The sequence below is a fragment of the Neobacillus sp. plas4 genome (genome assembly GCF_057221695.1).
Map to the genome: position 1 here is coordinate 493,177 of NZ_CM170152.1, position 23,892 is coordinate 517,068.

The window sequence follows — 23,892 nt, forward strand, 5'->3', positions numbered from 1 at the left end:
AATAATATGGGTAGAATAATATTTGTTGCCGGGGTTAATAATTGTAAGCCAAGGTACAAATTGGTAGAATATAGAAGAGAACCATCATATACCATTTATAGATTTCATAAAATAGGATGATGAATGATGAAACGAGCACGATTGATATATAATCCTACATCAGGGCGAGAGATTCTTAAGCGCCATCTTGCGGAAATTCTGGAGAAACTTGAGATTGCCGGGTATGAGGCGTCTTGTCATGCGACGACTGGTGCTGGTGATGCAACGGCTGCTGCTAGGATTGCGGTTGAAAGGCAGTATGATGTTGTTATCGCAGCCGGCGGGGATGGTACCATAAATGAGGTGGTAAACGGACTTGCTGAGCAGGAGTACCGCCCGAAGTTAGGAATTATTCCGGCCGGCACCACGAATGATTTTGCCCGAGCCCTTCATATCCCAAGAGATATTGGTGCGGCGGTAGATATTATCACGAAGGGTGATCTCATCCCGGTGGATATTGGTCGAATCAATGATCGATATTTTATTAATATTGCTGGCGGCGGCAGGATTACAGAGCTTACTTACGAAGTTCCCAGTAAATTAAAAACCATGCTTGGACAGCTTGCTTACTATTTAAAAGGGATGGAAATGCTTCCTTCGATTAAAGCAACAGACCTTACTATTGAGTATGATGGAAAGCTGTTTGAAGGGGAAGCGATGTTATTTCTTGTGGGGCTGACGAATTCAATTGGCGGTTTTGAAAAGATTGCTCCCGATTCATCGATAAACGATGGTCTATTTTCATTGCTCATTTTGAAAAAGATCAATTTAGCGGAGTTTGTCCGAGTGGCAACGTTAGCTATCCGTGGTGAGCATGTCAATGATCCGAATGTGATTTATGCGAAGGCTAGCCGAATTAAAGTACATTCAACAGAAAAGGTACAAGTAAATCTTGATGGTGAATTTGGCGGATTGCTGCCCGCTGAGTTTGCAAATTTGTACCGGCATTTGGAAGTGTTCGTCCCTATCGAGGACATTCGTCCACTTGATAAACCAAGCGACTGGATTCCGGGTCAAAGATATAGCTGAGAAAGGCGCGTTCCATTGCGGAGCGGGCTTTTTAGTTTAAAGGAATGGCTGTGCTCAAAAAGGCTGTTGATTTGCGATACAGTAACCAGCGAAAGTAAAAATAAGCGGAGACTTTCCGGTTAAATGCAGAATGGAGCCTGTTTCGGGGGGAATAAGGGAAGGTTTTCCGGTTATGCACAGCAAAATCCTCTATTTTCGCCTATTTCGGATCGATAGGCGGAATCTCTCCGTCTATATATGCTAATTTTATTAGTAAATACTAATTAAGCGAGATTTCTCTGCCTATTTAGATTCTTATAATTAATAAAATAAACGATAACCTATAACAGCCAAAGGAATAATGATTTCTGTACAGAAATAGTAATGGATGATAAGGGGGTAATTGGAATGGTAAAAAGGGCTTTAATTAATATCGATTATACGGTAGATTTTGTTGCGGATGCGGGTGCGTTAACCTGTGGAGTGCCAGGTCAGAACATTGAAAGTAAAATCGTCCAATTAACACAAGAATTTATTGACCGCGGTGATTACGTCGTTTTTGCCATTGATGTCCATGACGAAGGGGATGAACATCATCCTGAAACAAAATTGTTTCCTCCGCATAATATTCGGGGGACTGCAGGCAGAGATTTGTTCGGAGAGCTTCAAACTGTTTATGACGAGAGTAAAGAGCGAGAGAATGTGTATTACATTGATAAAACCCGGTACTCCGCATTCGCTGGAACCGATCTTGAAATCAAACTGCGAGAACGGGGAATTGCAGAGCTTCATCTAGTTGGTGTTTGCACAGATATTTGTGTTCTCCACACGGCCGTTGACGCCTACAATAAAGGATTTACCATCGTTGTACATAAGGAGGCGGTAGCTTCTTTTAATCAACAAGGTCATGAATGGGCATTGGGGCATTTTGAACAATCCCTTGGGGCGCTGGTTAAATAGTTTTTATAATGGTAAAATTATTTAATATGTTGAAAAAGTAGTTGTTCGGAGGGTTATGATGAAAAACATTTATCAGGATGATAGCTTGACTCTGCATACGGATCTATATCAGATCAATATGGTAGAAACGTATTGGAGAGATGGCAGATATAAAAAACGTGCCGTGTTCGAATTGTTTTTCCGAAAGCTCCCTTTTGGGAATGGATATGCAGTATTCGCTGGCTTGGAAAAAGTCATTCAGTTTATCCAGGGATTCCGCTTTACAGACGATGATCTGGAGTATTTGAAAAATGAAGTAGGCTACCAGGATGACTTTTTGGACTATTTAAGGGATTTGCGCTTTACGGGTACCATTCGCTGCATGAAAGAAGGCGAGCTTGTATTTGGAAATGAGCCGATTTTAAGTGTGGATGCCCCGCTTTGCGAAGCCCAATTGGTTGAAACAGCACTATTAAACATCGTTAATTATCAAACATTAATTGCTACAAAGGCCTCTCGTATTAAGCAGGTTCTTGGAAATGAAATTGCAATGGAATTCGGTACTCGCCGGGCGCAGGAAATGGACGCGGCCATTTGGGGAGCCAGAGCATCTTACCTTGCTGGTTTTGAAGGTACAAGTAATGTGAGAGCGGGTAAATTGTTTCAAATTCCTGTTTCCGGTACACATGCTCATTCTATGGTGCAGGCCTATAAGGATGAATATACTGCATTCAAAAAATATGCTGAGACGCATAAAGATTGTGTCTTTTTGGTTGATACATATGATACCCTTCGTTTGGGTGTTCCGAATGCCATTAAGGTAGCTAAGGAGATGGGCGATTCTATTAATTTCATCGGAATCCGTTTAGACAGCGGTGACCTTGCCTATCTTTCAAAGGAAGCGCGGAAATTGCTGGATGAGGCAGGGTTTACGGATGCGAAAATTGTTGCCTCCAGCGATTTAGATGAATATACGATACTAAACTTAAAAGCACAGGGCGCGAAAATAGACAGCTGGGGTATTGGGACGAAGCTGATTACTGCTTACGATCAGGCTGCTCTTGGGGCGGTTTATAAAATTGTTTCCATTGAAGGCGAGAATGGCGAAATGGAAGATACGATTAAAATCTCTTCCAATCCGGTAAAAGTTACGACACCTGGTATCAAGAAAATTTATCGAATCATCAATAATAAGAATAATCATGCTGAGGGGGACTACATTTCACTCGCGGACGAAAAACTGCCAGAGAAAAAGCTAAGAATGTTCCACCCAACGCATACATATCTGAATAAGGTCGTGACAAACTTTACTGCAAAAGAGCTTCATGAAGTGATTTATTCTAAAGGGGAACTTGTTTATGAAGTCCCGTGTTTAGAGGAGTCTCGTGAATATTTGAAGCAAAACCTTAACGCCCTCTGGGATGAGTATAAGCGAACACTGAATCCTGAGGAATACCCTGTTGACCTTAGCCAAAAATGCTGGGATAACAAAATGAGAAATATTGAAGAAGTAAAAGAGAAAGTTGCCGAAATGAAGGCAGAATAAGTATGAGGAAGGCACCCTTGATGGGTGTCTTTTTGCAGTTTTTAAAGTAGTTGGCAGGATCAGGGTGCCATGGTTACTGTAAAATCGGCTTTTTAAGGAAAACGGTCGTCATAAACGCTCTATGGTTACCGCAAAATCGTTTTTTGACAGAAACCGGTCACCATAAAAGCTCTATAGTTACCCATATATCGCTTTTTTATGGGGAACGGTCATCATGAAAAAGCAAAAAAACAGATGACCAAAATAAATAGTAATGGTCATCTGTTTTTGTTCATGGTTTTCTTATTTATTTTTCCAAAAATCCATAAATGCATGGTACATTTCTATGCCTTGAAAGGTAAGCATTCCTGCAGCAGTCAATGAAAAAAAGCCAATCATTACAAATCGAATCCACATATTTTTTCCTCCCTTATTGTAAGTTGTTAACTTATCAATGCAGGGGAGGAGATTACATAGTTTGATTGATGAAAAACTGGGATCAGAAAGATGAAGTTTCTGATGTGGGTAGCTGAAAAAATTCTGTGAAGGGTGACTACGACTAATGAAAATAGAGCAAGTACACCGACAAAATCAAAATGAAATAAATGTTTCTCTTCATCGTCCGTTTGTGCATTCATATTCCAATTATCCATCAGCACAACTTTATGGGAATGATGTAATTGAATAGAAATCTTGGAAGTATGAAAGACGGAAAAGCATATGAAGGCAAGTAGCAATGCGATCGGAAGAAAATAAACCTTCTTTATCGTAATCACCTCCTTCGTGTGGGAATGTTTTCATTATAAACACTTTCGTTAGATTGTTAAATTAAAATACTCCGACAATTTATGCGAAAGTAAATAATATACCTTTATAATATGGCGTTTTTCGCAATCAGACTGGGTTTATGTTACAATCTTCCTAGTCAAAACGGTGAAAAGGAAGTAGACAATGACAAGAACAATTCCGGTAAGTAAAAATGATTATATAGATGTAGTGTTTGAGGATTTAACCCATGATGGTGCTGGGGTAGCAAAAGTAGATGGCTATCCGTTGTTTGTTCCGAACGGTCTCCCTGGAGAAAAAGCGCAGGTTAAGGTCATTAAAGTAAATAAGGGTTACGGATTCGGAAGATTAATTGAACTTTATGAAAAAAGTCCATATCGTTTGGAAATCGACAGCAGTGAGGCACATAAATATGGTGGCTGCCAGCTTGAACACATAAGTTATGAGGGACAGTTAAAATTTAAAGAGAATCAAGTGCGTCAGGTGTTGACCAGGATTGGTAAACTAGAGGATGTGAAGGTTCACCCGATTTTAGGGATGGAAAACCCATGGCATTATCGAAATAAGGCACAGGTTCCTGTTGGTGAGAAAGATGGAAAGCTGATTGCTGGCTTTTTTAAACCAAGAAGCCATGAAATTGTTGATACCGCTGAAAGTCTTATTCAGCTGCCGGAAATTAATGAAGCTATCCAGGCTGTGAAGGAAATCTGCAATGAGTTAGGGATAGCTGCTTACCAGGAAGAGACTCATAAGGGTGTCCTGCGCCACATTATGGCAAGATACGGTCAGCAAACTGGCGAGCTGATGGTTGTGATCATCACTAGAACCGCAGATATTCCTAACAGAAACAAATTGGTAGAGGAAATTATCACCCGGCTTCCGAGGGTAAAATCGATTGTACACAATGTGAATTCAAAGCGGACGAATGTAATCCTTGGTGAGAAAACGAATGTTCTTTGGGGCAATGAGGTAATATACGACATGATTGGTGACGTTAAGTTTGCTATATCAGCTCTGTCCTTTTACCAAGTGAATCCGGTTCAAACAAAAGTTCTCTATGACAAGGCTCTCGAATATGCAGATCTTAGTGGTGAAGAATCGGTCATTGACGCTTATTGTGGTATCGGAACGATATCCTTATTTTTAGCCCAAAAAGCAAAGAAGGTTTTCGGTGTAGAAGTCGTACCCGAAGCGATTGAAGATGCGAAACGGAACGCAGCACTAAATGGTTTCACAAATGTTGACTTCGAAGCAGGAGAAGCAGAGGTTGTTATCCCGAAATGGTATAAAGAAGGCAATTCGGCAGATGTGCTGGTTGTAGACCCGCCGCGTAAAGGCTGCGACGAAACATTTTTACAAACCATTATCGATATGAAACCGAAAAGAGTTGTCTATGTATCCTGTAATCCAGCCACACTCGCACGAGATTTACGGATTTTAGAAGATGGCGGATATAAAACTGTTGAAGTTCAGCCGGTGGATATGTTTCCGCAGACGACGCACGTTGAGTGCGTATCGCAACTCATTTTAAAGAAAGGCAACTAACCTAAATATGAGGTGACCCCAGAAAGTTAGAGTTTTATATTATGCAGCTAATTGGCTGGTATGGACACGGTATTGTACCGGACTCATACCTGCCAATTATTTTAAGAAATGTTTTCCTTATATTCATCTACAACCTTTTCAATACTTCTTAAATGTCCTCGACCTAAATTCCCATAGTATTTTGTATGAAGATCTACTGCTTTTAAAGCAATTTTAAGTTTTTCGAGACCATAATCATTTTTAATATTTTCTAAATAATAACGAGTAGCTTCAGTATTAATGGTTCTAGTATATCTGTCTCCATTCATCATTGATCCAAATGCCTCAATATAATCTCCAGCACTACCTTGGTTCATTCCTAACTCACTAAATAAATTGTTTGTAGCAGTAGTTCTATCAATCTGTTTTTGATAGACTTTTTTTGCATAATAGTAACAACGACCAATTATTTCTTTGGTTATTTTCATAGAAGTCACCCTCAGCTTAAATTAATTTTGTAATATAGATCCTCTAACTTATTTAATTTTTTAAACCAGACCTTCTAATGCTATAACATATCAATAATTTCAAGTTCATCATTTCTTTTAGAGTTTTGCTCTTGAATAAACAGCTTGTAAGCAACATTCCCTATAGTATTTGTAGCAACTGCATCTACGGTACCGCCAATAACTCCTCCCGCTAAAGGCACCATCTTACCTAAATTTATGACTCCTTTTCCTCCAAACTTTGTTAGTAAACGAAAGCCTACAGTTTGGTTGATTTTTTTTATTACTTCAAAAGGGATTTTTTTAATACCGGTTACTGCAAGTTTTTTTCCTATCTGTACGCCTGCATTTTTAAGAATATCTTTAGCTCCATTTCCAGCTAAACAGGCATAAACAAAAGATTTAACCTGGTCATCTTTTACATCATAACCACCCATATGTGCAATAGCTGCGACCATTCTCATTTGAACTAAAATAACGCTAGTTATATTGGCGGGTACAGCAACAGGTAATGTAATAATTCCTCCCAAACCTGTTAAAAATCCACTAGTAGCACTTTTGGTGTTTTGCCATAGTATTAAACTTTTAACTTGTTCATCTAAGGTCCCACTTTTTTGTAAGTAACTATCAGCTAATTCTATGGCCGTGTCCATTCCAGGTACACCACCATTAATTGCTTTATCATAAGACCAATCTAATGCCTTCATTATTGCGTCGTGTGTTAAAGATTTTGTTTTAGACAATTTTACTCACCTTTCATCTAGGAGATTATGGTAATATTATACTATAAAACTAAGTGCGGAAATTACTATTTTTCTTTTAAATAACATTACATAGAGGTGTGAGTATATGCCTATAGAAGTTGGGATATGGAAGGTAAATGGCGGTATCAAAAAGGTGGATTTCTCTGTAATTGAATCAGAAAAAAAGTTAGAAGATATATTGTCGGAAGATTTGTCTATTCTATCTGATGAGCTTTTATTGATTGGTAGACAAGTTCAAACAGAGTATGGAAAATATATAGATATGCTCGCAATAGATGGAGAGGGAAACCTTCATATTATTGAATTAAAGAAAAATAGAGCACCTAGAGAAGTAGTAGCTCAAGCATTAGACTATGCTTCCTGGGTACAAAATCTTTCATATGATCAAGTATTAAGAATATATGAAGATAAAAATAACGGTCCCTTAGAAGAAGCATTTGCTGAAAAATTTGATGATAGTTTACCAGACAAGCTAAATGACTCACACCAAATTACAATTGTTTCGTCACAACTTGATAGTGAGACAGAGAGAATAATTAATTACTTATCAAATAATTATGACGTTCCAATCAATGCTGTTTTCTTCCGTTATTTCGAAGAGGGGGAACAACATTTTTTAACTAGAAGTTGGCTTTTAGATCCTAATGTAATAGATGAGAAATCAAGTAATACGAAAGTAGAGAATAAAAAGGAAAAATGGAATAAACAAGACTTTGTAGTGAATTTTGAAGATAAGGCATCTAGAAAATGGGAAGATGCAGTAAAATATGGATTTATTTCAGCAGGTGGAGGACATTGGTATAGTAGGACATTAAACCAATTATTTGTTGGTGCTAGAGTATTTTGTATGATACCTAAAAGTGGATATGTCGGTATTGGTACAGTAATAGATACTGTTAAACCTATTAAAGATGTTACATTTAAGGTTAATCAAACAGAGGTTAAAATGTCAGATCTAAACCTCGAAGCAACCAATATGTTTCACGATGTAGAAGATCTTGATAAGTGTGAGTATGTTGTTAAAGTAAAATGGTTAGCCAATGTATCTAAGGACGGAGCTTATTGGGTGAAGGGCTTAAGAGCTAATCAGAATAGTGCCTATAAATTGAGAAGTCAATATACTATTGATAAAGTTTTAGAGTTTTTCGAAATAAATACAGATGAATAAAAATAGTGAATAGGCAGGTGCAAATATGGAGAGAAAAAGACCTATAATTCAAAACAAAGTAGAAATCCCCGTAAACATTTTCAAAGGAGAAGAATTAATCGCTGAATGTCAAAGTATTCAGGAGGCGGCAAGATTTTTCAAAAAAGAAACAAATTCTAAACGTTTCAATTGGTCTGCTATTAATAAGGGGATTTGGTACGGTGAATCGTATTCTAAAGATGGAGCTACTTATTATTTTACAACCGATAAAGAAGCTGTTAAGAAGAAAACTGGATACGATGTAGTCTAAAACTAGGTAAGAGGATAATACAGATTACTTTAAGTGGTATTTATGAAAACCAAACTCTGATGAATACGAGAAGGATGAGTTTGACCAAATCTAAATCTGATATATAAGTATATAAAAATAATGGGGAGAAAAAATTATGCCAGAATTTAGAGTTAATAAGAAGCAATCATCGAGGAAAAGAATTGTTATTACCATTGTTTTTGCCTTGCTTTGTGCCTCCGTTGGATCAGCAGGAACATATATGCTTTTGAAAGGTGGAGAAGAAAAAGTAGTAAAAGCAACAACAGCAATAGAAGGTGAGGTCACCGTAGAAAATATCGCATATGATAAGGTGCGAGAAATCAGCAAACATTTCGGATATGAGGATATCCAAGACTTCGATTACACCGAAGATGACACTTATGAATTTTTAAAAAATCAAGAGGATGATATTTGGCTTGAAACAACAGGCAAAAAATTCGGAAAGTATCTTTTCGGAAAAGAATACAACATTCATTTGTATGGTTACTTTATGCTTGGTTATGATTTGAAAAATATCAAAAAAGAAGATTTTTATTTTGATGAAAGATCCAAGATTTTACACATTAAAGTACCAGCATTAGAATTAGCTTATATTCCTATGTTTGACAAGAGTTATTTTGATAGTTTTGTAGGATTATTTAGAAAGGAATACACTGAGAGCTACCGAAAGTTGATTTATGAAGATGCAATAAATCAAGGCACCCAAGCTATCCTTGATGATAAAAGCAAAGTTCTTGAAGGTTATAAATTAACAAATGATTCTCTTAAAGAAACATTATTCGACAAACCAGAGTTAAAAAAATATGTAAAAGATATTGTTTTTGAAAAGTCCGTTCAAGAATCAACTATAAGAGTAGAAAAAACTAGAGAAGCCGTTCTTGGTGAAAAAAAAGAAACTGAAAAATAAAATTCATTCCATTTATTGCTACATTGTTTCTTTATTCTTAATGACAGTCCTCTTAAAGAAGGAGCTTATCTGATCTAAAACTCAATTTAATGATTGAATTTGGTAAAGGAAAAATAGTCATCAAAGTTGGTAAACCCACCAACATCCCTTTGTGTTGTCAATTACAGTCCACACACGTTGAATGTGTTTCGCAACTGATTTTAAAATAATGTAATAATAATGCCCAGTCTTAGGACTGGGCTGTTTGAATTTGAAAAAGGAGAAATTTATTAGTTTTTAATTTGCCATATTCCGCGGAACTTCGGGACGCGGCAGACACCGCATTTAACTGTTCCATTAAGAAAAATGATAGCCTAACAAGGTTTTTGAAAAATAGAATACTTATCTATAATCAAAGTAAAACAAGTTGCCTTCGTTAAGAAAAGGGCAGGATTTGCATTTTGTAGGTAAAGGAATTCGATTGAATGGGATATGTCAGTGACAAATTACTGGTCACGACAGAAAGGCTCGTCCTTAGATTATTTCAAACACCCGGTGCGGCAGCGGTTGTGACGATTTGCTTTTGAAGAAAAGAAACTGCACAAAGTGTTTGCACGAAATTTTCCATCGAACCTTGCTTCAAGGAAGGTTATGGAGAAGATTGGTATGAAAAAAGAGGGAATTTTAAATGAACATGTCATAAAAGGCAGTAAATATGGGATTTAGTATATTACGGAATTATTAATGAAAATGATCAATAATTAACATGCGAAATTAAGAAGTGGGGGCGATTATTACTTATTCTCCATTGGAAAAAATAAGAGTATTCGATTTTCATTTCGAATACTCTATTAATTTGAAGAAAATCAACTAATTTGGAAGGTGCCTGGCACTTTTTTTCTTGGGACTGACCCCAATGTCGATAACTCTCCTAAAACCTGGCGGCATGGCCGTGCATCAAGCCCGCAGACTATCATTCTACCTATTATAATGCATATTCCAAATTAACTAGCTAGGATCCTACCTTTTATAATTAGTTTAAATTAACTACAACAAAAGTATAGAAAATCCAATAAATTTAGAAGTATTATTAATTTTATCGCCATGTTAAGTGGTCAATTGTAACTACCATAAAACAGCATCTGGGCTTTAATGGTTAGTTTTTAAAGATTTAAACAATTCAAATTATTTATGCAAATTAATATTTATTAATCTATAATAAAACCGACTGATAATAATAGGGGGTATCAAATGTTGAAGAAGAAGTTTATTGTTCCTGTAGTTCTGTCGTCGGCGTTGTTGGTAGGTTCTATCCCAGCTAGTATTGTATTTGCGAACCCGATTGATTCGAAGGTGGCTAATAGTGTACAAGCATCTAAGAAATGGAATGAGAAGGCAAGCGTTCCTGTATTTGTGAAGGAACGAATGGCAGAGAAATTCTCTTCTAGCAATCCTTCCAATGCACTGAATTATTTGAAGAAAAACGAAGGTAAAACCGGAATTGAAAATCCGGACAAAAAACTAAAAGTGAAAGATACACAAATAGATAAACTGGGTATGACTCATGTCCGCTTCAATCAGTCAATTAATGGAGTTGACGTAGAGGGATCCGAAATTATTGTTCATTTTAATAAGAATAATGAAGTAGTATCCGTCAACGGAAGAATCAATCAGACGATTGCCGATGATGCAGTGGACACGACTGCCTCTTTAAGTAGTGATGCTGCACTAAAGGCGGCATTATCCTCTGTTAATGCTCCCGAAGAGCTGACATATGAGCCAACTTCTGAACTTGTTGTCTATCCTTTTGAAGGGGATAATCATACAGCTTATAAAGTGAATGTTAACTTCATGGGGGATGAGCCTGGAAACTGGTTTGTCTTTGTGGATGCAAACACAGGAGAAATCATCGATAAGTATAATGGTTTAATGCATGCTGATGAAATGAAAACACAAAAAGGTGCTGGAAAAGGGGTACATGGTGCTCACAGGGAAATACATATTACCCAAGTGAAGGAGCCTAAATCTGGAACTCAGTTTGCGTTAGCTGATTACTCTCATAATGGTCTTGATGGAATACTTACGTATGATGCTAAAAATGATAATAGTTCCAGTAATGATACTCTATATGTGGGGAATTCTGCTGCATTTATCGGCGATTATGATCGGGCTCTTGTCGATGCACACTATAATTCGGAAAAGGTATATGATTATTACCTTAATGAGCATGGCCGAAATTCCCTTGACGGTGAAGGCATGGCCATCATTTCTAAGGTCCACTATGGCAATAATTACAACAATGCCTCCTGGAATGGACGTTGGATGACCTATGGGGATGGTGACGGTGAGTTCTTTATTTCACTATCAGCCGGTCTTGACGTTGCTGCCCACGAAATGACTCATGGCGTCATCACTCATACAGCAAATTTAGTTTACCGCAATCAATCTGGAGCACTAAACGAATCATTTGCAGACGTCTTTGGTGCACTCGTTGATGATGATGATTGGGAAATGGGCGAGGAAATTATGGCACCAGCTGCTAAAGCTGACGGTGTTACAAGATTGCGCAGCTTAAGTAATCCAAACAGTGTTGTCGTCAGCAACGTGGATAGAAGGGCTTATAGTACAAATGGCGGAGTCTATCCGGCTCATATGGATGAATTTTATAATATGCCAACATCTGTTGATGGCGGTGGCGTCCATGTTAACTCCTCGATTACAAACCACGCTGCATACTTGATTGGTCAAGAAATTGGAAGGCACAAGTTAGGACAAATCTACTATCGTGCAATTAGCGTTTATTTAACGCCAAATTCCGATTTTAGTGACGCTCGTAAGGCTATTGTTCAGTCTGCAATTGATATTTATGGTGAAGGCAGCGAGGAAGAGGCTGCAGCTGCTGCTGGATTTGATTCGGTGGGAATTTACTAAGTATATAATTGGTCTGCCCGCAGGGATCAATATTTTTAGCGGATTTTAGAAGAATATTGAAGTGCGTTTTATGTTCCCCCAGACTAAGAGTTTGGGGGAGTCTATGTTATGCTCTCGCCAGCATCCCATGTGTTGCCACATACACTCTGGACACGTTGAGTGCGTTGCGCAATTGGCATTAAAATAAGAACCAGATAAATTAGGCTCAATCTTATTAGGATTGAGCCTTCACTCTGTTGAAAAAGTCTTTTTTTAATAGAAAAAATATGGAAAATTTTATAAAATCTCCTCGAAGTGAATTAAAAGAGGAGGTTTTTTTATGCTTTTTACTTATACTCCTCAACAAGTTGAACAGAATCGGAAGTTTTATCTTGACCAGCAACGGTCGAATTATGTTTCGCGCATAGTAAAGAACTCCACCGATTACGCTACGCGCGTTACCGTGGAGTCCAAAAAGTAAAGACGCAAGTTTTGATGACCGCCATCATACAAAACTTGAAAAAGTGTGCCAAACTCCGCTCATTACAGAAAATTGGCCTACACCTCACATATAAAATTATAAGTGAATCAATTTAAAACAATCAATAAATTCGTGTGAAAGTTCGCAGGGATTTCATCGACGAAATAGTTTTTCAACAATCTGAAGCAAAGAATTCTTTGCTCTTTTTTTATTTTTAAAGTTAGTAACAAGAATGTAAAAAAAGATAGAAAGTTTTCGTAAACCCAACAGGTAAGGTCTTTTAGTATTACATGAGTATTAAAGGATTGCTAAACCGCATAGTAAGAGAACGTTTTGGTTATTAATACCAGTTTGGTTTCGTGTTCAAAAGGAATATACAGACCAAACCTACAAGATAAAAATGTCCAAGTAACCTCTACAATGGAAAAACAGAAGAGAGGAGATTAATAAAGAAAAGATGGAAAACAAACATAATGTACAAGCGGAAGAAAACAAAATATGTGATGAAAATATGCAAACAGAGGAAAAAAAGAATAGCCCGAATTGTTCGATCAACCGGGCGATTATAGGAGGCTTTCTGGGAGCAGGGATGGGTCTGCTAGTTAATTCTAAAACGACCAAGAAGGTTATGGAGACTTTAGGAGAGTCTGAATTAGTAAAAGTGGCAAGCCATGAATTTAAAAAAACAGCCCATAAGCTTCTAACCGGCCAGGTGCAAAACAGTATCAGGCAATTAGCGGAGGGCTGCATCAATACGATTGAATCTGGATTGCTCTCTCCTAAAAAGGAAAGCAGCAGCGAAATAAATGATTCAAAAGAAGAGAATGGCCATGCGGTAAACTATGAAAAAATCAAGGAAGAAAACAGGAATCTAAATGAGCGTCTTGAGAGAATAGAAAAAATGTTAAATGACCTCATGGAAGTAAAGTAATGTGAAGCCTTTTCGATGATTCGAAGGAGGTGACTGATGGGTAAGCGTGCTAAAAAGGCAGCTCAGAAGATTATCAAAGAGGCAATTGAACATACTCCGAAGCCAATAAAAGAAAAGGTAAAAGATTTCGTTGTCGACAAGGGAAAAGAGATGGTAGTCGAGCATGTTCAGGATAAAGCTAATAGATTTACAGAAAAGCTGGAGAACGGCCAAGAGAAATTTGCTGACAAAGTCCACGATCAAGCGATTGAAGCAAAAGAAAAAACTCAGGATGTATTACTGAATGCCCGGGAGAAGCTTGGGAAAGTGGCGGAAGCTGGGAGAGGACTTCAAGAAAAGGTTTCATCATCCCATAAACATGACCATAAAAGAAAAGTTAAGGGTGCAAACCATATTAAAGGCGTCAGTAATATCAAAACATCCAAGGATATAAAGGGTGCTACTAGAATCAAAAGCTATGAAAAAATCAAATCCCAACACTAATAAGACAGCTTTTTTAATTGGTGACAGGCACCGATTTTCAGAAAATGGTGCCTGTCACCTGAAAGGAGATGCAAAGAATGGCAGTTCAAAAGAGTACGGATAGTTCTAGTCTGGCTGAGGTAATTGACCGCATTTTGGATAAAGGAATTGTAATCGATGCATTCGTAAGGGTTTCGGTTGTGGGTATTGAAATTTTAACAGTAGAAGCAAGGGTTGTTATTGCTAGTGTTGATACATGGCTTCGTTATGCCGAGGCGGTCGGTTTACTTTCAGATGAAGTGGAAGAAAACGGTCTTCCATCACAATCAAATGAAAGAAATGCACGCTTTAGTATTTAGTAAGGAAATAGGGCAATGCCAGGGTTCAGAAGAGCCTTGGCTGCCATCCTTATGCGGGAGGCCACCAAATGGAAATCAAAAAAATCATTGCCAATGTTACAGGCTTCTTCAATGAATTCGTCGCCCCAGTACATAAGATAACCTCAATAGAGGAAGGTGAAAACAATGGCTGGAAGCTTACGGTCGAAGTCATTGAAGAAAAAGAATATATGAAAAAGTATGCAAAAGACGAAATGATTGGTGTCTACGAGGTTCATGTAAACCCGAATAAAGAAATAACATCCTATACAAGACGGGATATCCGTTACAGAAGCTCCATTAATTAAAAGGTGAAGGACGTTGGAGTAGGAGGAAAAAGTGTGACGGTCTTAAAAAAGAAGATCAACAAGAATGCTAGAACAATGGTGAAAGACGAAAATATGGAAAACTTACTTTCCCGCTCATTACAATACATGAAAGCCGGCTACCCTATTCATTTTACAGGTCCTTCGGGAGCTGGGAAAACTTCACTTGCCCTCGCCCTTGCCAAAAGAAGAAAGAAACCGACCATGCTCATCCACGGGAACCACGAATTGAACAATAAAGATTTAATTGGTGATTTTACTGGATATACGAGTAAAAAAGTGGTCGATAACTATGTTCGTTCTGTTTACAAAAGAGACGAGAGTATGACAGAAACATGGAGGGACGGTCGGCTGCTTGAGGCAGTCAAGAATGGATACACACTGATCTATGATGAATTTACTCGTTCAAAGCCCGCGACCAACAATATCTTTTTATCCATTCTAGAAGAAGGAATCCTTCCATTATACGGGACAAAAATGACGGAACCCTTTATACGGGTTCATCCGGACTTTGCGGTAATCTTTACCAGCAATCCAGAGGAATATGCAGGAGTCTATCAAACTCAGGATGCGTTGCTTGATCGGCTGATTACCATCTATATCGATCATAAAGACCGTGACCGCGAGGCAGCCATCGTGTCAGAAAAAGTGAATATCGATAAGAATGATGCCATCGCGATTACAACACTAGTAGCTGAATTACGCAAGAAATACAAGGGTGATAGCGGGCCGAGTCTAAGGGCATCTTTAATGATTGCCCAATTGGCAGTCCAGCAGCAAATACCAATAGATGGGGAAGACCCTGCTTTTCATCGTCTCCTTATGGATATATTGGGCCACCAAATCAGCCGGTGTATCGAAACTGGAGATCCAATTAAAGAAGCAGAAAAAGCGATTAAAAATGCGTGTCGAAATATCAAGGTTAAAGAGTAGTAAAGGAGTGTTTTTACCATGGGCCAAGAAGAACAAATGGGTATTTATATCTTTTGCGGAATACAGATAAAGTCGGATGAGAACTTTGGAATCATCGAAGTGGAAGGTGAAAAAAGAGAACTATTTACGATTCGGTATAAAGATGCCGCAATGGTTGCTGCTGAAGTACCAATGAAAATTTATCATCCGAAAAAAGACAATTTGATGATGCACCAAAATGCGGTTTCGCAAGTAATGAAGAAGAACGACACCGTCATACCAGTAAGCTTTGGTAATGTGTTTCACTCCAAAGAAGATGTAGGTGTACTGCTCGAGAATCTTTATCCGCAATTTGAAAAACTTTTTCCTGAAATAAAAGGGAAAGTTGAATTGGGATTGAAAGTGATTGGAAGAAAAGAATGGCTCCAGTCACAGGTGAATGGAAACGCAAAAATGGAGAAGATGGCGAAAGCAATCCATGGGAAAACAGAAGCGGCAAGCTATTATGACCGGATACAATTAGGCGGTGCAGCACAAAAAATGGTTTCCTCTTTAAGTCACGAAGTAAAACAAAATGTAATGGAGCCCTTAAGGGAGCTGGCTGTTGCTTCCAAATCAAATGAGCCGACAAGTGAAAAAATGCTTTTAAATGCATCCTTTCTGGTTGAACGGGACAAAGAAGCCGAGTTTGACCAAAAAGTTAATGAGGCACATGACAAATGGAAAGATAAGGTTGAATTCAGCTATAGCGGCCCTTGGCCGGCCTATAACTTTGTGAATATCAGATTAACCGTCGATGTCTGATGCTGCACAAGTTGGTTTCAGCACCAATTAACCTCGTGATAAAAATAGGAGAAAAGGTAAAAGAAGAGGTGGAAAAAGAGCTGTATGACCTTCCTACCATTCAACAAAAGCTGATTCAACTGCAAATGATGCATGAGCTTGGTGACATTCCTGAAGAAGCTTATAAAGCGATGGAAGAAGAGCTGCTCTTAAGATATGAAGTTGCCAAACGAATGGAAATGGAACAATGGGAACAGATGACAAAGAGGAAAGAAGGTGGGCCGTAAAATGGACGATTTCATTTATTTATATGGATTAATTCCGACAAAAGAAGCAGCCAATCAATCGTTTCCATCCTTAACAGGCTTTGATGGTGCTAGTAATATATACACTTTTACAATCGGAAAAATAACAGCAATCGTTTGTAATCTGGATTCCAACATCTACTCAGAAGAAAGGGTGAAAGACCGGATTAATAATGATATGGAGTGGCTTCAAGAAAAGGCCTTCCACCATCATGAAACCGTAATGAAACTATCAAAAATGTTTACTGTTTTACCATTAAAATTTTGTACATTATACAAAAATATAGCCAGCCTGAAAACGGCTGTTCGATTGAATCAATCCAAAATAATGGATACGTTCCTTTTAATCTATGGGAATGAAGAATGGAATTTGAAAATTTACTGTGAGGATGACATCTTAAAAAACCGAGTAAGTCAATCCAATCTAGTGATCGAGGCGAAAAGAGCAGAAATAAGCCAGCTGCCAAAGGGGAGACAATTTTTCGAAAAGAAAAAGTTAGACAAATTGGTAGAAGCTCAACTGGAAAAAGAGAAAAACAAAATCAGTGAGCAAATCCACTCATTCTTATCAGAGTTTGCCCTTAAAGCAAACGTCAAAGAAAACTTGAGTCATCAGGTGACTGGAAAACAAGAGCAGATGGCATGGAATGGTGTTTACCTTGTTTCCAAATCAAAAGTAGAACCTTTTTTGGAAAAAATCCAACAATATGAAAAGGATATGAGGGAAACAGGATGGTGGTTTAAAGCAACTGGGCCATGGCCAGCCTACCACTTTTCCAGCTTTTCCTAAATGGGGACGAGAAAATGGCACTAAAAGATTCGATGGAAAACAAGAAGATTGCTTTAATTGACATTTTGGATGTGATTCTTGATAAGGGTGTTGCCATAAAGGCGGATTTAGTGATCTCCATAGCAGGAGTAGATCTCGTTTACTTAGATTTAAGATTATTAATTGCTTCCGTTGAATCGCTTGTTCAAGCACAGCAGGGAAATGGCAAAACCATATCTTCAGAAGAATTTGATAAACAGAGGGGGGAGCTGATAGATGCAACCGGCCAGCCAAACAAGTGGAAAAATTAACCTAGATCCAGATAATGCAGAGCATGGATTAGCTCAATTAGTGTTAACCGTCATAGAGCTTTTACGCCAAATCGTCGAAAGGCATGCAATCAGAAGGGTGGAGGGCGGGACGCTTACAGACGAACAAATTGAAAATTTAGGCGAAGCGTTAATGAACCTAGAAGAAAAAATGGATGAATTGAAAGAAATTTTTGGTTTAGAAGATGATGACTTGAATATTGATTTGGGTCCTTTAGGAAGTTTGCTTTAATACATCACCAAGGAGGACTTCTAATGGAACATTCCATGCAATCCAGTACCATTGTAGACGTATTAGAAAAAATATTAGACAAAGGTGTCGTGATAGCAGGGGATATCACAGTTGGAATTGCGGATATCGAACTATTGACCATCAAAATCCGGCTGATTGTTGCTTCTGTTGATAAGGCAAAGGAAATTGGCATGGACTGGTGGGAAACAGACCCTTATTTAACCTCAAAAGCCTCGGAGCATTCTACAAAAGCACTCGAAGAAGAAAATAAGAGGCTGCTGGAGCGGCTTGAATCTCTAGAAGAAAGTCTCTCCGCAAACCGTATAATTTCAACCGAGTGATAGTGAAATCTCAGGCATCAGGTTTGAAGAGATACTTGCAAAACTGGTTAAAGAAAAACAAGGTCATAAAACAGCAGTTTACTAGATACAGGGCTTGCTGACCAATAGTGGGGACCCTTGTTTTTACTTTATATAAAAATCTAAAATGGGAGGCTTGTTTATAATGAAAGAAACTAAAACGATGGAAAACCAAACAGAGGAAACAAAGAACAAACAGAATGAAACAGAGGAAGGAAAAAACACAAGCAGTTCAAATAGCAGTCAAATTAAACGTTCCCTAGCAGGCGGAGTGATTGGAGCGGCAGTCGGATATCTGGCGACTCCTGAGAATAGAAAAAAGCTAATGGAGACGGTGTCTGCGGATAATTTAAAAAGCACGGGATCAGACTTAGGGCAAGCAGTAAAGGAAAAGTCCAAGAATGCCGTTGGTTCTATAAAAAACTCAGCTTCTAAACTTTTCACTAAACAAGATAATGATTCTCAAGGTGAAAAAACAGAAACCAGCCCTTCAGGAGATCAGCAATCAAAACAGGAAGGCAGCAGTATTAATGACCGTCTTACTCATATAGAAGAACTGTTGGCTAAGCTAACATCAGATGAAAAGGGACAGGGTCAAGGCCAAAAAAAGAGTCAGCATGATGATAAATTAACGAATGAAACCTCATTATCAAATGGGGTGAGCGAAGAGCAGGAAGGCTCACAAGAACAAGAGGATAGCAGCAGCAAGGAGTCAGAGTCATATTTACAAAGACCCTCGAAAGGTCAATTCAAAGACCCAAATAATAGTGAAGAATCACAGTCTCAATTAAAGGGTCAAGATGACTCGGGTGGAACAAATCTCCAGCAGGAAGATCAAGCTGAAACCGATGGAAATAATGATTTAAATAACAAGGACTATGAGGCTGTGAAAAAGGAAAATCAGCAATTGCAGGATCGATTAGGCAAAATAGAAGAAATGTTAACAAAAATGATTCAGGAAAAAAAGGACCAAGGCGAAAAACATCATCATAATGACGAATCAGAAAACGAAGGAAAATTACGGGCACCTAGCCAACCAAATACTAATAGGGAAGAAAATGAAGAAAAATCTCAGCATGGCCAAAAAAAAGACCAGGCAGAAAACGAAGAGGTTACACAAGGAGGAAAAAAAAAAGGTCTAACTGATAACGAAAACAAGAGCAGTGCAGCCACAGACCAAGATAATAGAGAAGAGGCTGACACTGCAGAGGATGATAAAGATGATAAAATAAACAAAAAAAAACTAGATGCAAGTAATGGGGAAAAAGAACAAGAAAATAACAAGAAGACTAACAAAAATGATAAATCTAGTAAAAATAATAACGCGAACCCAGGTAATAAAGAATTAAAATTCAATCAGTCAGACGAAGAGGACAAGGAAGGTTACACAGTTCTAAAAGAGGACGAGGAAACTTATCTCCTTCTAGATGGAATGAGAAGGGAGAGCTAAATATGAATAGTAGTTCCGGAACAATGAAAGACAATATTCTTGAATTTCTTGTAATGGCATCCAATATACATGATTTTTCCTTAGATATTACTTTAAATGTAAAAGGCGCTGTTATTACCGGAACACTGGTGTCAGCTAAGGAATATTTCGATACTCTAAGTGAAATAATTGAAGATGGCAATGAGGTTGCACAAATGTTAAGTGAACAACTTAGCAGGGCGGGAGAATCAGCCCAATCAGAAGGCGGTTCGGAAGCAAATTTCATCCATATGAAAGAAACCAAAGTATATTGTGGCGACAGTAAACCTACACCCTCCAAAGGGGAAATTCTCTGGCGAGGAAAACTTAGTGAAGTAGATGGTTTCTTTTTAGGGAAAATATATGATAGTAGTAATAAATAGTTGTAGAATATAACTTTACAAGGAAATATTTTTGTTTTTAAAAAGGGGTACCCAAGTAGAATTTTACTCATTGGGTACCCCTTAATCTTTGTTTAAAACACTTTCGTAGCCCAATCCTCACAATTCCAAATATCCGTCGCGATTTCACGATAGAAATCAGGTTCGTGGGATAAAAGGACATAATAAAAGAAATATGTGTAGCTGTTATATATTGATTAATTAATCAAATAAAACAACACTAGGTGGATGTATTAAATCACGAGACTATCTCTGTTAGGGTAAACACTACTGCATCTATAACTATCTGCCATCACCATTCAAGCCACGTTGAAGCTGTCCCCATGGTTGGCGTTGGTCTAATAGAAATGCAGATGATATAGAAAAAATCTATATCATCTGTTTTTTTTAAAAAAATACCATTCAGCTCCAGCTAGCAGAATGTTTAACATATCACGGTGTGTTCACATAATTATAGAAAACACTTACAAAAGAAAAATTAATATGAAAATATAGTGTGATATAATTTTACCGGAAGGGAGGTAAAAAGTACCAAGTGATATATATAAGAGATTCCTTTCTACTAAATCCGCGATTTTCCCTTTCATTTCTCATCATTTTAAATCCACTACTAGTCTAATAATAACTTCCAATTAAAATGCTGAAGCAAATTTAATAATTTATTCATTGGGAAGGCTGCCGGTAAATCCAAGTTAAAAAAGGAGTCGTACTATTTAATGTACCTGCGGAAGGCACCGATATTGTTTTATGTACAAAAATTTGAAGGAGGATTATTAAAATGGGACACGATATATCAGGGTACAATAAAGCTGGAGAAGAAATTGCTTATGCCCGTTTTAGCATGGGGAATTACAATGCGACCATACTGTACAGGTTACTTGATGCAAATGAATTTTACGCAGGAGTTAGTGGGTCAGGCAGGAGCACAACCTTCACAACAAAACAAATTGAAAAGGCTTTGAAAGCTTACAAGGAATTTTTTCGTACTGGTGACTCGATATCAGAAATTGATCTATTAGCGATGGATCAAAAACAAATCCTGAAGTTTATACTTAACTGCTTAGCAACAGCACAAAAAGAAAACAGTGTAAATGTGTATTTTGGTTAATGAGTTGTAAGACGCTGCACGGAATATTACCGCTTCAAGGTTTATCCCGATGACTACTTTCTTTTTCTTCTATTTTCATTCAACCTCATGAATTGCCCATAATCTCCTAATAAACCATGATTAAATTCTCCATAAAAAACTTCCTTTTTCAAAGATCAATATTAAAAAGAATAAGTTTTTTCTATAGGAAAAGAGTGATAGCATATTTCGGTTTTTGAATGAAATCGAAGGCCATGGAGCCTCAATCAACAGTCATGGTTAAAAATACAAAAATAAAAGATAAGGTTACTTTATAATCACAGGCTGGGGCCGTGTATATGAAGGCTTAGAAGGGAAAGCGGTTAGCAATCTTCAAGAATAGTAAATCAAGATACCAAGTCCGGCTCTCATAATATGATGGGAGTCTTTTTTATTTATGTCTGGATGATGAGGCTGCTTTGGCAGTGGCAAAGAATTGGTGGAAAAATCTTGTTTCAACCAACTTTGAAAGGGGTATTAAAAAAGAAAACCTTTTAGAGGGGGTGGCACAAATGAAATTGGATGTAAAATGTAATGTTAAAAACTGCAAGTATTGGGCAGAGGGAGACCAATGTGTAGCAGACTCTATCTTCGTCATAGGCCCCAACGGCAGCAGAATGGCTGACACTGTGGAAGAGACAGCTTGCAAAACCTTTGAGCTTCGTGAATGAAACATGGGGACTGCTCTTCTGCTTCTGAAGCAGAAGAGCAGTCCTTTTCAAAAATGCCGGGATAGTAACGGTATAGCTTGAACGAGAGAGGAGAAAATCAAGCATGGAAAAACGATACATAATTATTCTATCGTGTTTGTTTCTGATGGGGATGCTGACTGGCTGTATCCAAAAGGACCAGCTGGCAGATGGAACAAAGCTGATAGATAAGCAAAAATTTATTTTTGCAGCTTCAGGTGAATTTAAGCCCTTTAGCTATGTTAGCAATGATGATTTATCGATGACTGGCTTCGATATTGCGGTAGGGAACGCAGTCGGAAAAGAACTGGGTCTTGAACCAGTCCAGAAGAGGATGAAATTCAAAGGACTCATCGAGGGCATTAAAACGGGACGGGCAGACGCAGCCGTTGCCAGCCACACCATTAACCCCCAACGTGCCAAACAAGTTGATTTTTCCACACCCTACTATTACTCAGGTCCACAGATCTTCACAAGACCTGATAGCGAGATTAAAACAGTAGATGACTTAAATGGAAAAGAAGTTGCCGTAGCAAAGGGCTCCACCTATGCGGATACAGCCAAAAAGTATACCAGCAATATTAAAATGTACGACAGTGATATTACGGCATTAAAAGCGCTAAGTATTGGCCGGCATGACGCCGTTATTACCGATTTTGTCACTGGTAAAAGTGCAAAAAAGGAAGGATTCAAAATCAAGGAGCAGCAGTTAATCGAGCGAAGCGAGCAGGCTATTGTTATTCCGAAGGATAATCCGGTCTTGCTCAAGCGGATTAATGACGCACTTCAAAGACTTCGTAACGATGGAACACTATCCCGAATCAGCCAAGAGTATTTTGGTGAGGATATTACAAAAAAACCAGAATAATAGATTGATCATTAGAAAGAAAGGATGTCGTTATTTTGCCTAGTTTTTCGCACTTTTTACATACGTTTATCAGTAGCAAAAATCTTTTTATAGATGCGGCGCTGTTGACATTAAAGCTAACGGTTGTCTCCATTTTAATTGGGATTTTATTCGGATTATTTTTTGCTCTTTTAAAAATTTCAAGGATTAAAGTATTGGAGTATATTTCAAATGCGTATGTATTCCTTGTAAGGGGAACTCCACTCATTGTCCAGATTTTCATTCTGTATTTTGGCTTCAGCGGAATTTTCCTGATTCCTGACTTTTGGGCAGCGGCTCTTGCGCTCGCCTTCCATAATGGTGCCTATATTGCAGAAATTTTCCGGGGGACGATTCAGTCCATTGATAAAGGTCAAATGGAAGCGGCACGCTCTCTCGGCATGACTAGAATACTAGCAATGCGCCGTATCATTCTTCCTCAGGCCTTAAAGAGGGCGCTGCCTCCCCTCGGAAACCAATTTATTATTGGACTTAAGGATTCATCTCTGGCAGCCTTTATTTCCATGAATGAACTGTTCAATGTTTCGACAACACTGGGTTCCAATAATTTCGATGAAATGACCTACTTGTTAATAGTAGCCGTTTATTATCTAGTACTTGTTGCAGTATTAACAATGCTGGTGAGCTTGTTCGAAAAGAGATTGGCAGTTAGTGATCGATAGGAGGACGA

General features: G+C 38.1%; 29 protein-coding genes and 1 pseudogene. 28 read left to right on the plus strand and 2 right to left on the minus strand.

What is annotated here, in order from left to right; genetic code table 11:
- Positions 1-126: 126 nt before the first annotated feature.
- The 5 genes from AC2TFD_RS02410 (at position 127) to rlmD (ending at position 5,842) form a co-directional block, all read left to right on the plus strand.
- Positions 127-1,068 carry a diacylglycerol kinase gene (locus AC2TFD_RS02410; protein ID WP_335509438.1) on the plus strand — a complete coding sequence of 314 codons (942 nt, stop codon included), beginning with the start codon at positions 127-129 and terminating at the stop codon, positions 1,066-1,068.
- Between the two features lie 387 nt (positions 1,069-1,455).
- The gene (locus tag AC2TFD_RS02415; RefSeq protein WP_335509436.1) at positions 1,456-2,007 is read left to right on the plus strand and encodes a cysteine hydrolase family protein; all 552 of its coding nucleotides are present in this window, start codon (positions 1,456-1,458) and stop codon (positions 2,005-2,007) included.
- 58 nt (positions 2,008-2,065) lie between these two features.
- Positions 2,066-3,532 carry a nicotinate phosphoribosyltransferase gene (locus AC2TFD_RS02420; RefSeq protein WP_484674880.1) on the plus strand — a complete coding sequence of 489 codons (1,467 nt, stop codon included), beginning with the start codon at positions 2,066-2,068 and terminating at the stop codon, positions 3,530-3,532.
- Between the two features lie 541 nt (positions 3,533-4,073).
- Positions 4,074-4,199 (plus strand): hypothetical protein, encoded by a 126-nt coding sequence (locus AC2TFD_RS02425; RefSeq protein WP_484674881.1) that lies wholly within the window; start codon positions 4,074-4,076, stop codon positions 4,197-4,199.
- 263 nt (positions 4,200-4,462) lie between these two features.
- The gene (rlmD, locus tag AC2TFD_RS02430) at positions 4,463-5,842 is read left to right on the plus strand and encodes a 23S rRNA (uracil(1939)-C(5))-methyltransferase RlmD (RefSeq protein ID WP_484674882.1); all 1,380 of its coding nucleotides are present in this window, start codon (positions 4,463-4,465) and stop codon (positions 5,840-5,842) included.
- Between the two features lie 101 nt (positions 5,843-5,943).
- Here rlmD and AC2TFD_RS02435 read toward each other — a convergent pair whose 3' ends face one another.
- Together AC2TFD_RS02435 and AC2TFD_RS02440 are read right to left on the minus strand one after the other, a co-directional pair.
- Positions 5,944-6,309: a hypothetical protein gene (locus AC2TFD_RS02435; RefSeq protein ID WP_484674883.1), complete on the minus strand. Its 366-nt coding sequence runs from the start codon at positions 6,307-6,309 to the stop codon at positions 5,944-5,946.
- Positions 6,310-6,389: 80 nt separating this feature from the next.
- On the minus strand, positions 6,390-7,070 hold the full coding sequence (locus AC2TFD_RS02440; protein WP_484674884.1) for an EcsC family protein: 681 nt from the start codon (positions 7,068-7,070) through the stop codon (positions 6,390-6,392).
- A 106-nt stretch (positions 7,071-7,176) separates the two neighbouring features.
- Here AC2TFD_RS02440 and AC2TFD_RS02445 point away from each other — a divergent pair, with 106 nt between their 5' ends.
- The 23 genes and pseudogenes from AC2TFD_RS02445 (at position 7,177) to AC2TFD_RS02555 (ending at position 23,884) form a co-directional block, all read left to right on the plus strand.
- Positions 7,177-8,259, plus strand: a complete 1,083-nt coding sequence (locus AC2TFD_RS02445) for an endonuclease NucS domain-containing protein (RefSeq protein WP_484674885.1) — start codon at positions 7,177-7,179, stop codon at positions 8,257-8,259.
- A gap of 25 nt (positions 8,260-8,284) precedes the next feature.
- Positions 8,285-8,548 carry a hypothetical protein gene (locus AC2TFD_RS02450; protein WP_484674886.1) on the plus strand — a complete coding sequence of 88 codons (264 nt, stop codon included), beginning with the start codon at positions 8,285-8,287 and terminating at the stop codon, positions 8,546-8,548.
- Between the two features lie 136 nt (positions 8,549-8,684).
- Positions 8,685-9,476, plus strand: coding sequence for a hypothetical protein (locus tag AC2TFD_RS02455; protein WP_484674887.1), 792 nt, complete (start codon positions 8,685-8,687; stop codon positions 9,474-9,476).
- 585 nt (positions 9,477-10,061) lie between these two features.
- A complete protein-coding gene (locus AC2TFD_RS02460; protein WP_484674888.1) occupies positions 10,062-10,181 on the plus strand; it encodes a GNAT family N-acetyltransferase in 120 nt (39 codons plus the stop codon).
- A gap of 525 nt (positions 10,182-10,706) precedes the next feature.
- Positions 10,707-12,386 (plus strand): M4 family metallopeptidase, encoded by a 1,680-nt coding sequence (locus AC2TFD_RS02465; RefSeq protein ID WP_484674889.1) that lies wholly within the window; start codon positions 10,707-10,709, stop codon positions 12,384-12,386.
- Positions 12,387-12,767: 381 nt separating this feature from the next.
- Positions 12,768-12,962 (plus strand): annotated as a pseudogene (locus tag AC2TFD_RS02470) (transposase); the annotation flags it as partial.
- Positions 12,963-13,303: 341 nt separating this feature from the next.
- Positions 13,304-13,777 (plus strand): GvpT/GvpP family gas vesicle accessory protein, encoded by a 474-nt coding sequence (locus tag AC2TFD_RS02475; protein WP_484674890.1) that lies wholly within the window; start codon positions 13,304-13,306, stop codon positions 13,775-13,777.
- Positions 13,778-13,813: 36 nt separating this feature from the next.
- Positions 13,814-14,260 (plus strand): gas vesicle protein GvpQ, encoded by a 447-nt coding sequence (gene gvpQ / locus AC2TFD_RS02480; RefSeq protein WP_484674891.1) that lies wholly within the window; start codon positions 13,814-13,816, stop codon positions 14,258-14,260.
- A 77-nt stretch (positions 14,261-14,337) separates the two neighbouring features.
- Complete coding sequence (gvpJ, locus tag AC2TFD_RS02485; RefSeq protein WP_335513859.1) at positions 14,338-14,598, plus strand: gas vesicle protein GvpJ; 261 nt, start codon at positions 14,338-14,340, stop codon at positions 14,596-14,598.
- A gap of 68 nt (positions 14,599-14,666) precedes the next feature.
- A complete protein-coding gene (gvpO, locus tag AC2TFD_RS02490) occupies positions 14,667-14,924 on the plus strand; it encodes a gas vesicle protein GvpO (protein ID WP_484674892.1) in 258 nt (85 codons plus the stop codon).
- Positions 14,925-14,957: 33 nt separating this feature from the next.
- A complete protein-coding gene (gene gvpN / locus AC2TFD_RS02495; protein ID WP_484674893.1) occupies positions 14,958-15,875 on the plus strand; it encodes a gas vesicle protein GvpN in 918 nt (305 codons plus the stop codon).
- Between the two features lie 18 nt (positions 15,876-15,893).
- Entirely contained in the window at positions 15,894-16,658 is a 765-nt protein-coding gene (locus AC2TFD_RS02500; RefSeq protein ID WP_484674894.1) for a GvpL/GvpF family gas vesicle protein, read from the plus strand.
- Positions 16,658-16,924, plus strand: coding sequence for a gas vesicle protein GvpG (locus AC2TFD_RS02505; RefSeq protein ID WP_484674895.1), 267 nt, complete (start codon positions 16,658-16,660; stop codon positions 16,922-16,924). The genes AC2TFD_RS02500 and AC2TFD_RS02505 overlap by 1 nt, the downstream gene beginning before the upstream one ends.
- 1 nt (position 16,925) lies before the next feature.
- A complete protein-coding gene (locus AC2TFD_RS02510; RefSeq protein ID WP_484674896.1) occupies positions 16,926-17,732 on the plus strand; it encodes a GvpL/GvpF family gas vesicle protein in 807 nt (268 codons plus the stop codon).
- 14 nt (positions 17,733-17,746) lie between these two features.
- A complete protein-coding gene (locus tag AC2TFD_RS02515; protein ID WP_484674897.1) occupies positions 17,747-18,022 on the plus strand; it encodes a gas vesicle protein in 276 nt (91 codons plus the stop codon).
- On the plus strand, positions 17,988-18,272 hold the full coding sequence (locus AC2TFD_RS02520; RefSeq protein ID WP_484674898.1) for a gas vesicle protein K: 285 nt from the start codon (positions 17,988-17,990) through the stop codon (positions 18,270-18,272). Before AC2TFD_RS02515 ends, AC2TFD_RS02520 begins: the two co-directional genes overlap by 35 nt.
- A 23-nt stretch (positions 18,273-18,295) precedes the next feature.
- Positions 18,296-18,613, plus strand: a complete 318-nt coding sequence (locus AC2TFD_RS02525; protein ID WP_335513845.1) for a gas vesicle protein — start codon at positions 18,296-18,298, stop codon at positions 18,611-18,613.
- A 163-nt stretch (positions 18,614-18,776) separates the two neighbouring features.
- Entirely contained in the window at positions 18,777-20,081 is a 1,305-nt protein-coding gene (gene gvpT / locus AC2TFD_RS02530) for a GvpT/GvpP family gas vesicle accessory protein (protein WP_484674899.1), read from the plus strand.
- A gap of 2 nt (positions 20,082-20,083) precedes the next feature.
- Entirely contained in the window at positions 20,084-20,482 is a 399-nt protein-coding gene (gene gvpU, locus AC2TFD_RS02535; RefSeq protein ID WP_335513841.1) for a gas vesicle accessory protein GvpU, read from the plus strand.
- 796 nt (positions 20,483-21,278) lie between these two features.
- Positions 21,279-21,608 carry a hypothetical protein gene (locus AC2TFD_RS02540; protein WP_484674900.1) on the plus strand — a complete coding sequence of 110 codons (330 nt, stop codon included), beginning with the start codon at positions 21,279-21,281 and terminating at the stop codon, positions 21,606-21,608.
- 530 nt (positions 21,609-22,138) lie between these two features.
- Positions 22,139-22,297 carry a DUF1540 domain-containing protein gene (locus tag AC2TFD_RS02545; RefSeq protein ID WP_484674901.1) on the plus strand — a complete coding sequence of 53 codons (159 nt, stop codon included), beginning with the start codon at positions 22,139-22,141 and terminating at the stop codon, positions 22,295-22,297.
- Between the two features lie 103 nt (positions 22,298-22,400).
- The gene (locus AC2TFD_RS02550; protein WP_484674902.1) at positions 22,401-23,183 is read left to right on the plus strand and encodes a transporter substrate-binding domain-containing protein; all 783 of its coding nucleotides are present in this window, start codon (positions 22,401-22,403) and stop codon (positions 23,181-23,183) included.
- Positions 23,184-23,218: 35 nt separating this feature from the next.
- A complete protein-coding gene (locus AC2TFD_RS02555) occupies positions 23,219-23,884 on the plus strand; it encodes an amino acid ABC transporter permease (RefSeq protein WP_484674903.1) in 666 nt (221 codons plus the stop codon).
- Positions 23,885-23,892 lie beyond the last annotated feature (8 nt).

Coding starts and splice junctions, on each gene's coding strand:
- AC2TFD_RS02410 (WP_335509438.1), top strand. CDS start 127: ATGAAACGAGCACGATTGATATATAATCCTACATCAGGGCGAGAGATT.
- AC2TFD_RS02415 (WP_335509436.1), top strand. CDS start 1,456: ATGGTAAAAAGGGCTTTAATTAATATCGATTATACGGTAGATTTTGTT.
- AC2TFD_RS02420 (WP_484674880.1), top strand. CDS start 2,066: ATGAAAAACATTTATCAGGATGATAGCTTGACTCTGCATACGGATCTA.
- AC2TFD_RS02425 (WP_484674881.1), top strand. CDS start 4,074: ATGAAAATAGAGCAAGTACACCGACAAAATCAAAATGAAATAAATGTT.
- rlmD (WP_484674882.1), top strand. CDS start 4,463: ATGACAAGAACAATTCCGGTAAGTAAAAATGATTATATAGATGTAGTG.
- AC2TFD_RS02435 (WP_484674883.1), bottom strand. CDS start 6,309: ATGAAAATAACCAAAGAAATAATTGGTCGTTGTTACTATTATGCAAAA.
- AC2TFD_RS02445 (WP_484674885.1), top strand. CDS start 7,177: ATGCCTATAGAAGTTGGGATATGGAAGGTAAATGGCGGTATCAAAAAG.
- AC2TFD_RS02450 (WP_484674886.1), top strand. CDS start 8,285: ATGGAGAGAAAAAGACCTATAATTCAAAACAAAGTAGAAATCCCCGTA.
- AC2TFD_RS02455 (WP_484674887.1), top strand. CDS start 8,685: ATGCCAGAATTTAGAGTTAATAAGAAGCAATCATCGAGGAAAAGAATT.
- AC2TFD_RS02465 (WP_484674889.1), top strand. CDS start 10,707: ATGTTGAAGAAGAAGTTTATTGTTCCTGTAGTTCTGTCGTCGGCGTTG.
- AC2TFD_RS02475 (WP_484674890.1), top strand. CDS start 13,304: ATGGAAAACAAACATAATGTACAAGCGGAAGAAAACAAAATATGTGAT.
- gvpQ (WP_484674891.1), top strand. CDS start 13,814: ATGGGTAAGCGTGCTAAAAAGGCAGCTCAGAAGATTATCAAAGAGGCA.
- gvpJ (WP_335513859.1), top strand. CDS start 14,338: ATGGCAGTTCAAAAGAGTACGGATAGTTCTAGTCTGGCTGAGGTAATT.
- gvpO (WP_484674892.1), top strand. CDS start 14,667: ATGGAAATCAAAAAAATCATTGCCAATGTTACAGGCTTCTTCAATGAA.
- AC2TFD_RS02500 (WP_484674894.1), top strand. CDS start 15,894: ATGGGCCAAGAAGAACAAATGGGTATTTATATCTTTTGCGGAATACAG.
- AC2TFD_RS02505 (WP_484674895.1), top strand. CDS start 16,658: ATGCTGCACAAGTTGGTTTCAGCACCAATTAACCTCGTGATAAAAATA.
- AC2TFD_RS02510 (WP_484674896.1), top strand. CDS start 16,926: ATGGACGATTTCATTTATTTATATGGATTAATTCCGACAAAAGAAGCA.
- AC2TFD_RS02515 (WP_484674897.1), top strand. CDS start 17,747: ATGGCACTAAAAGATTCGATGGAAAACAAGAAGATTGCTTTAATTGAC.
- AC2TFD_RS02520 (WP_484674898.1), top strand. CDS start 17,988: ATGCAACCGGCCAGCCAAACAAGTGGAAAAATTAACCTAGATCCAGAT.
- AC2TFD_RS02525 (WP_335513845.1), top strand. CDS start 18,296: ATGGAACATTCCATGCAATCCAGTACCATTGTAGACGTATTAGAAAAA.
- gvpT (WP_484674899.1), top strand. CDS start 18,777: ATGAAAGAAACTAAAACGATGGAAAACCAAACAGAGGAAACAAAGAAC.
- gvpU (WP_335513841.1), top strand. CDS start 20,084: ATGAATAGTAGTTCCGGAACAATGAAAGACAATATTCTTGAATTTCTT.
- AC2TFD_RS02540 (WP_484674900.1), top strand. CDS start 21,279: ATGGGACACGATATATCAGGGTACAATAAAGCTGGAGAAGAAATTGCT.
- AC2TFD_RS02545 (WP_484674901.1), top strand. CDS start 22,139: ATGAAATTGGATGTAAAATGTAATGTTAAAAACTGCAAGTATTGGGCA.
- AC2TFD_RS02550 (WP_484674902.1), top strand. CDS start 22,401: ATGGAAAAACGATACATAATTATTCTATCGTGTTTGTTTCTGATGGGG.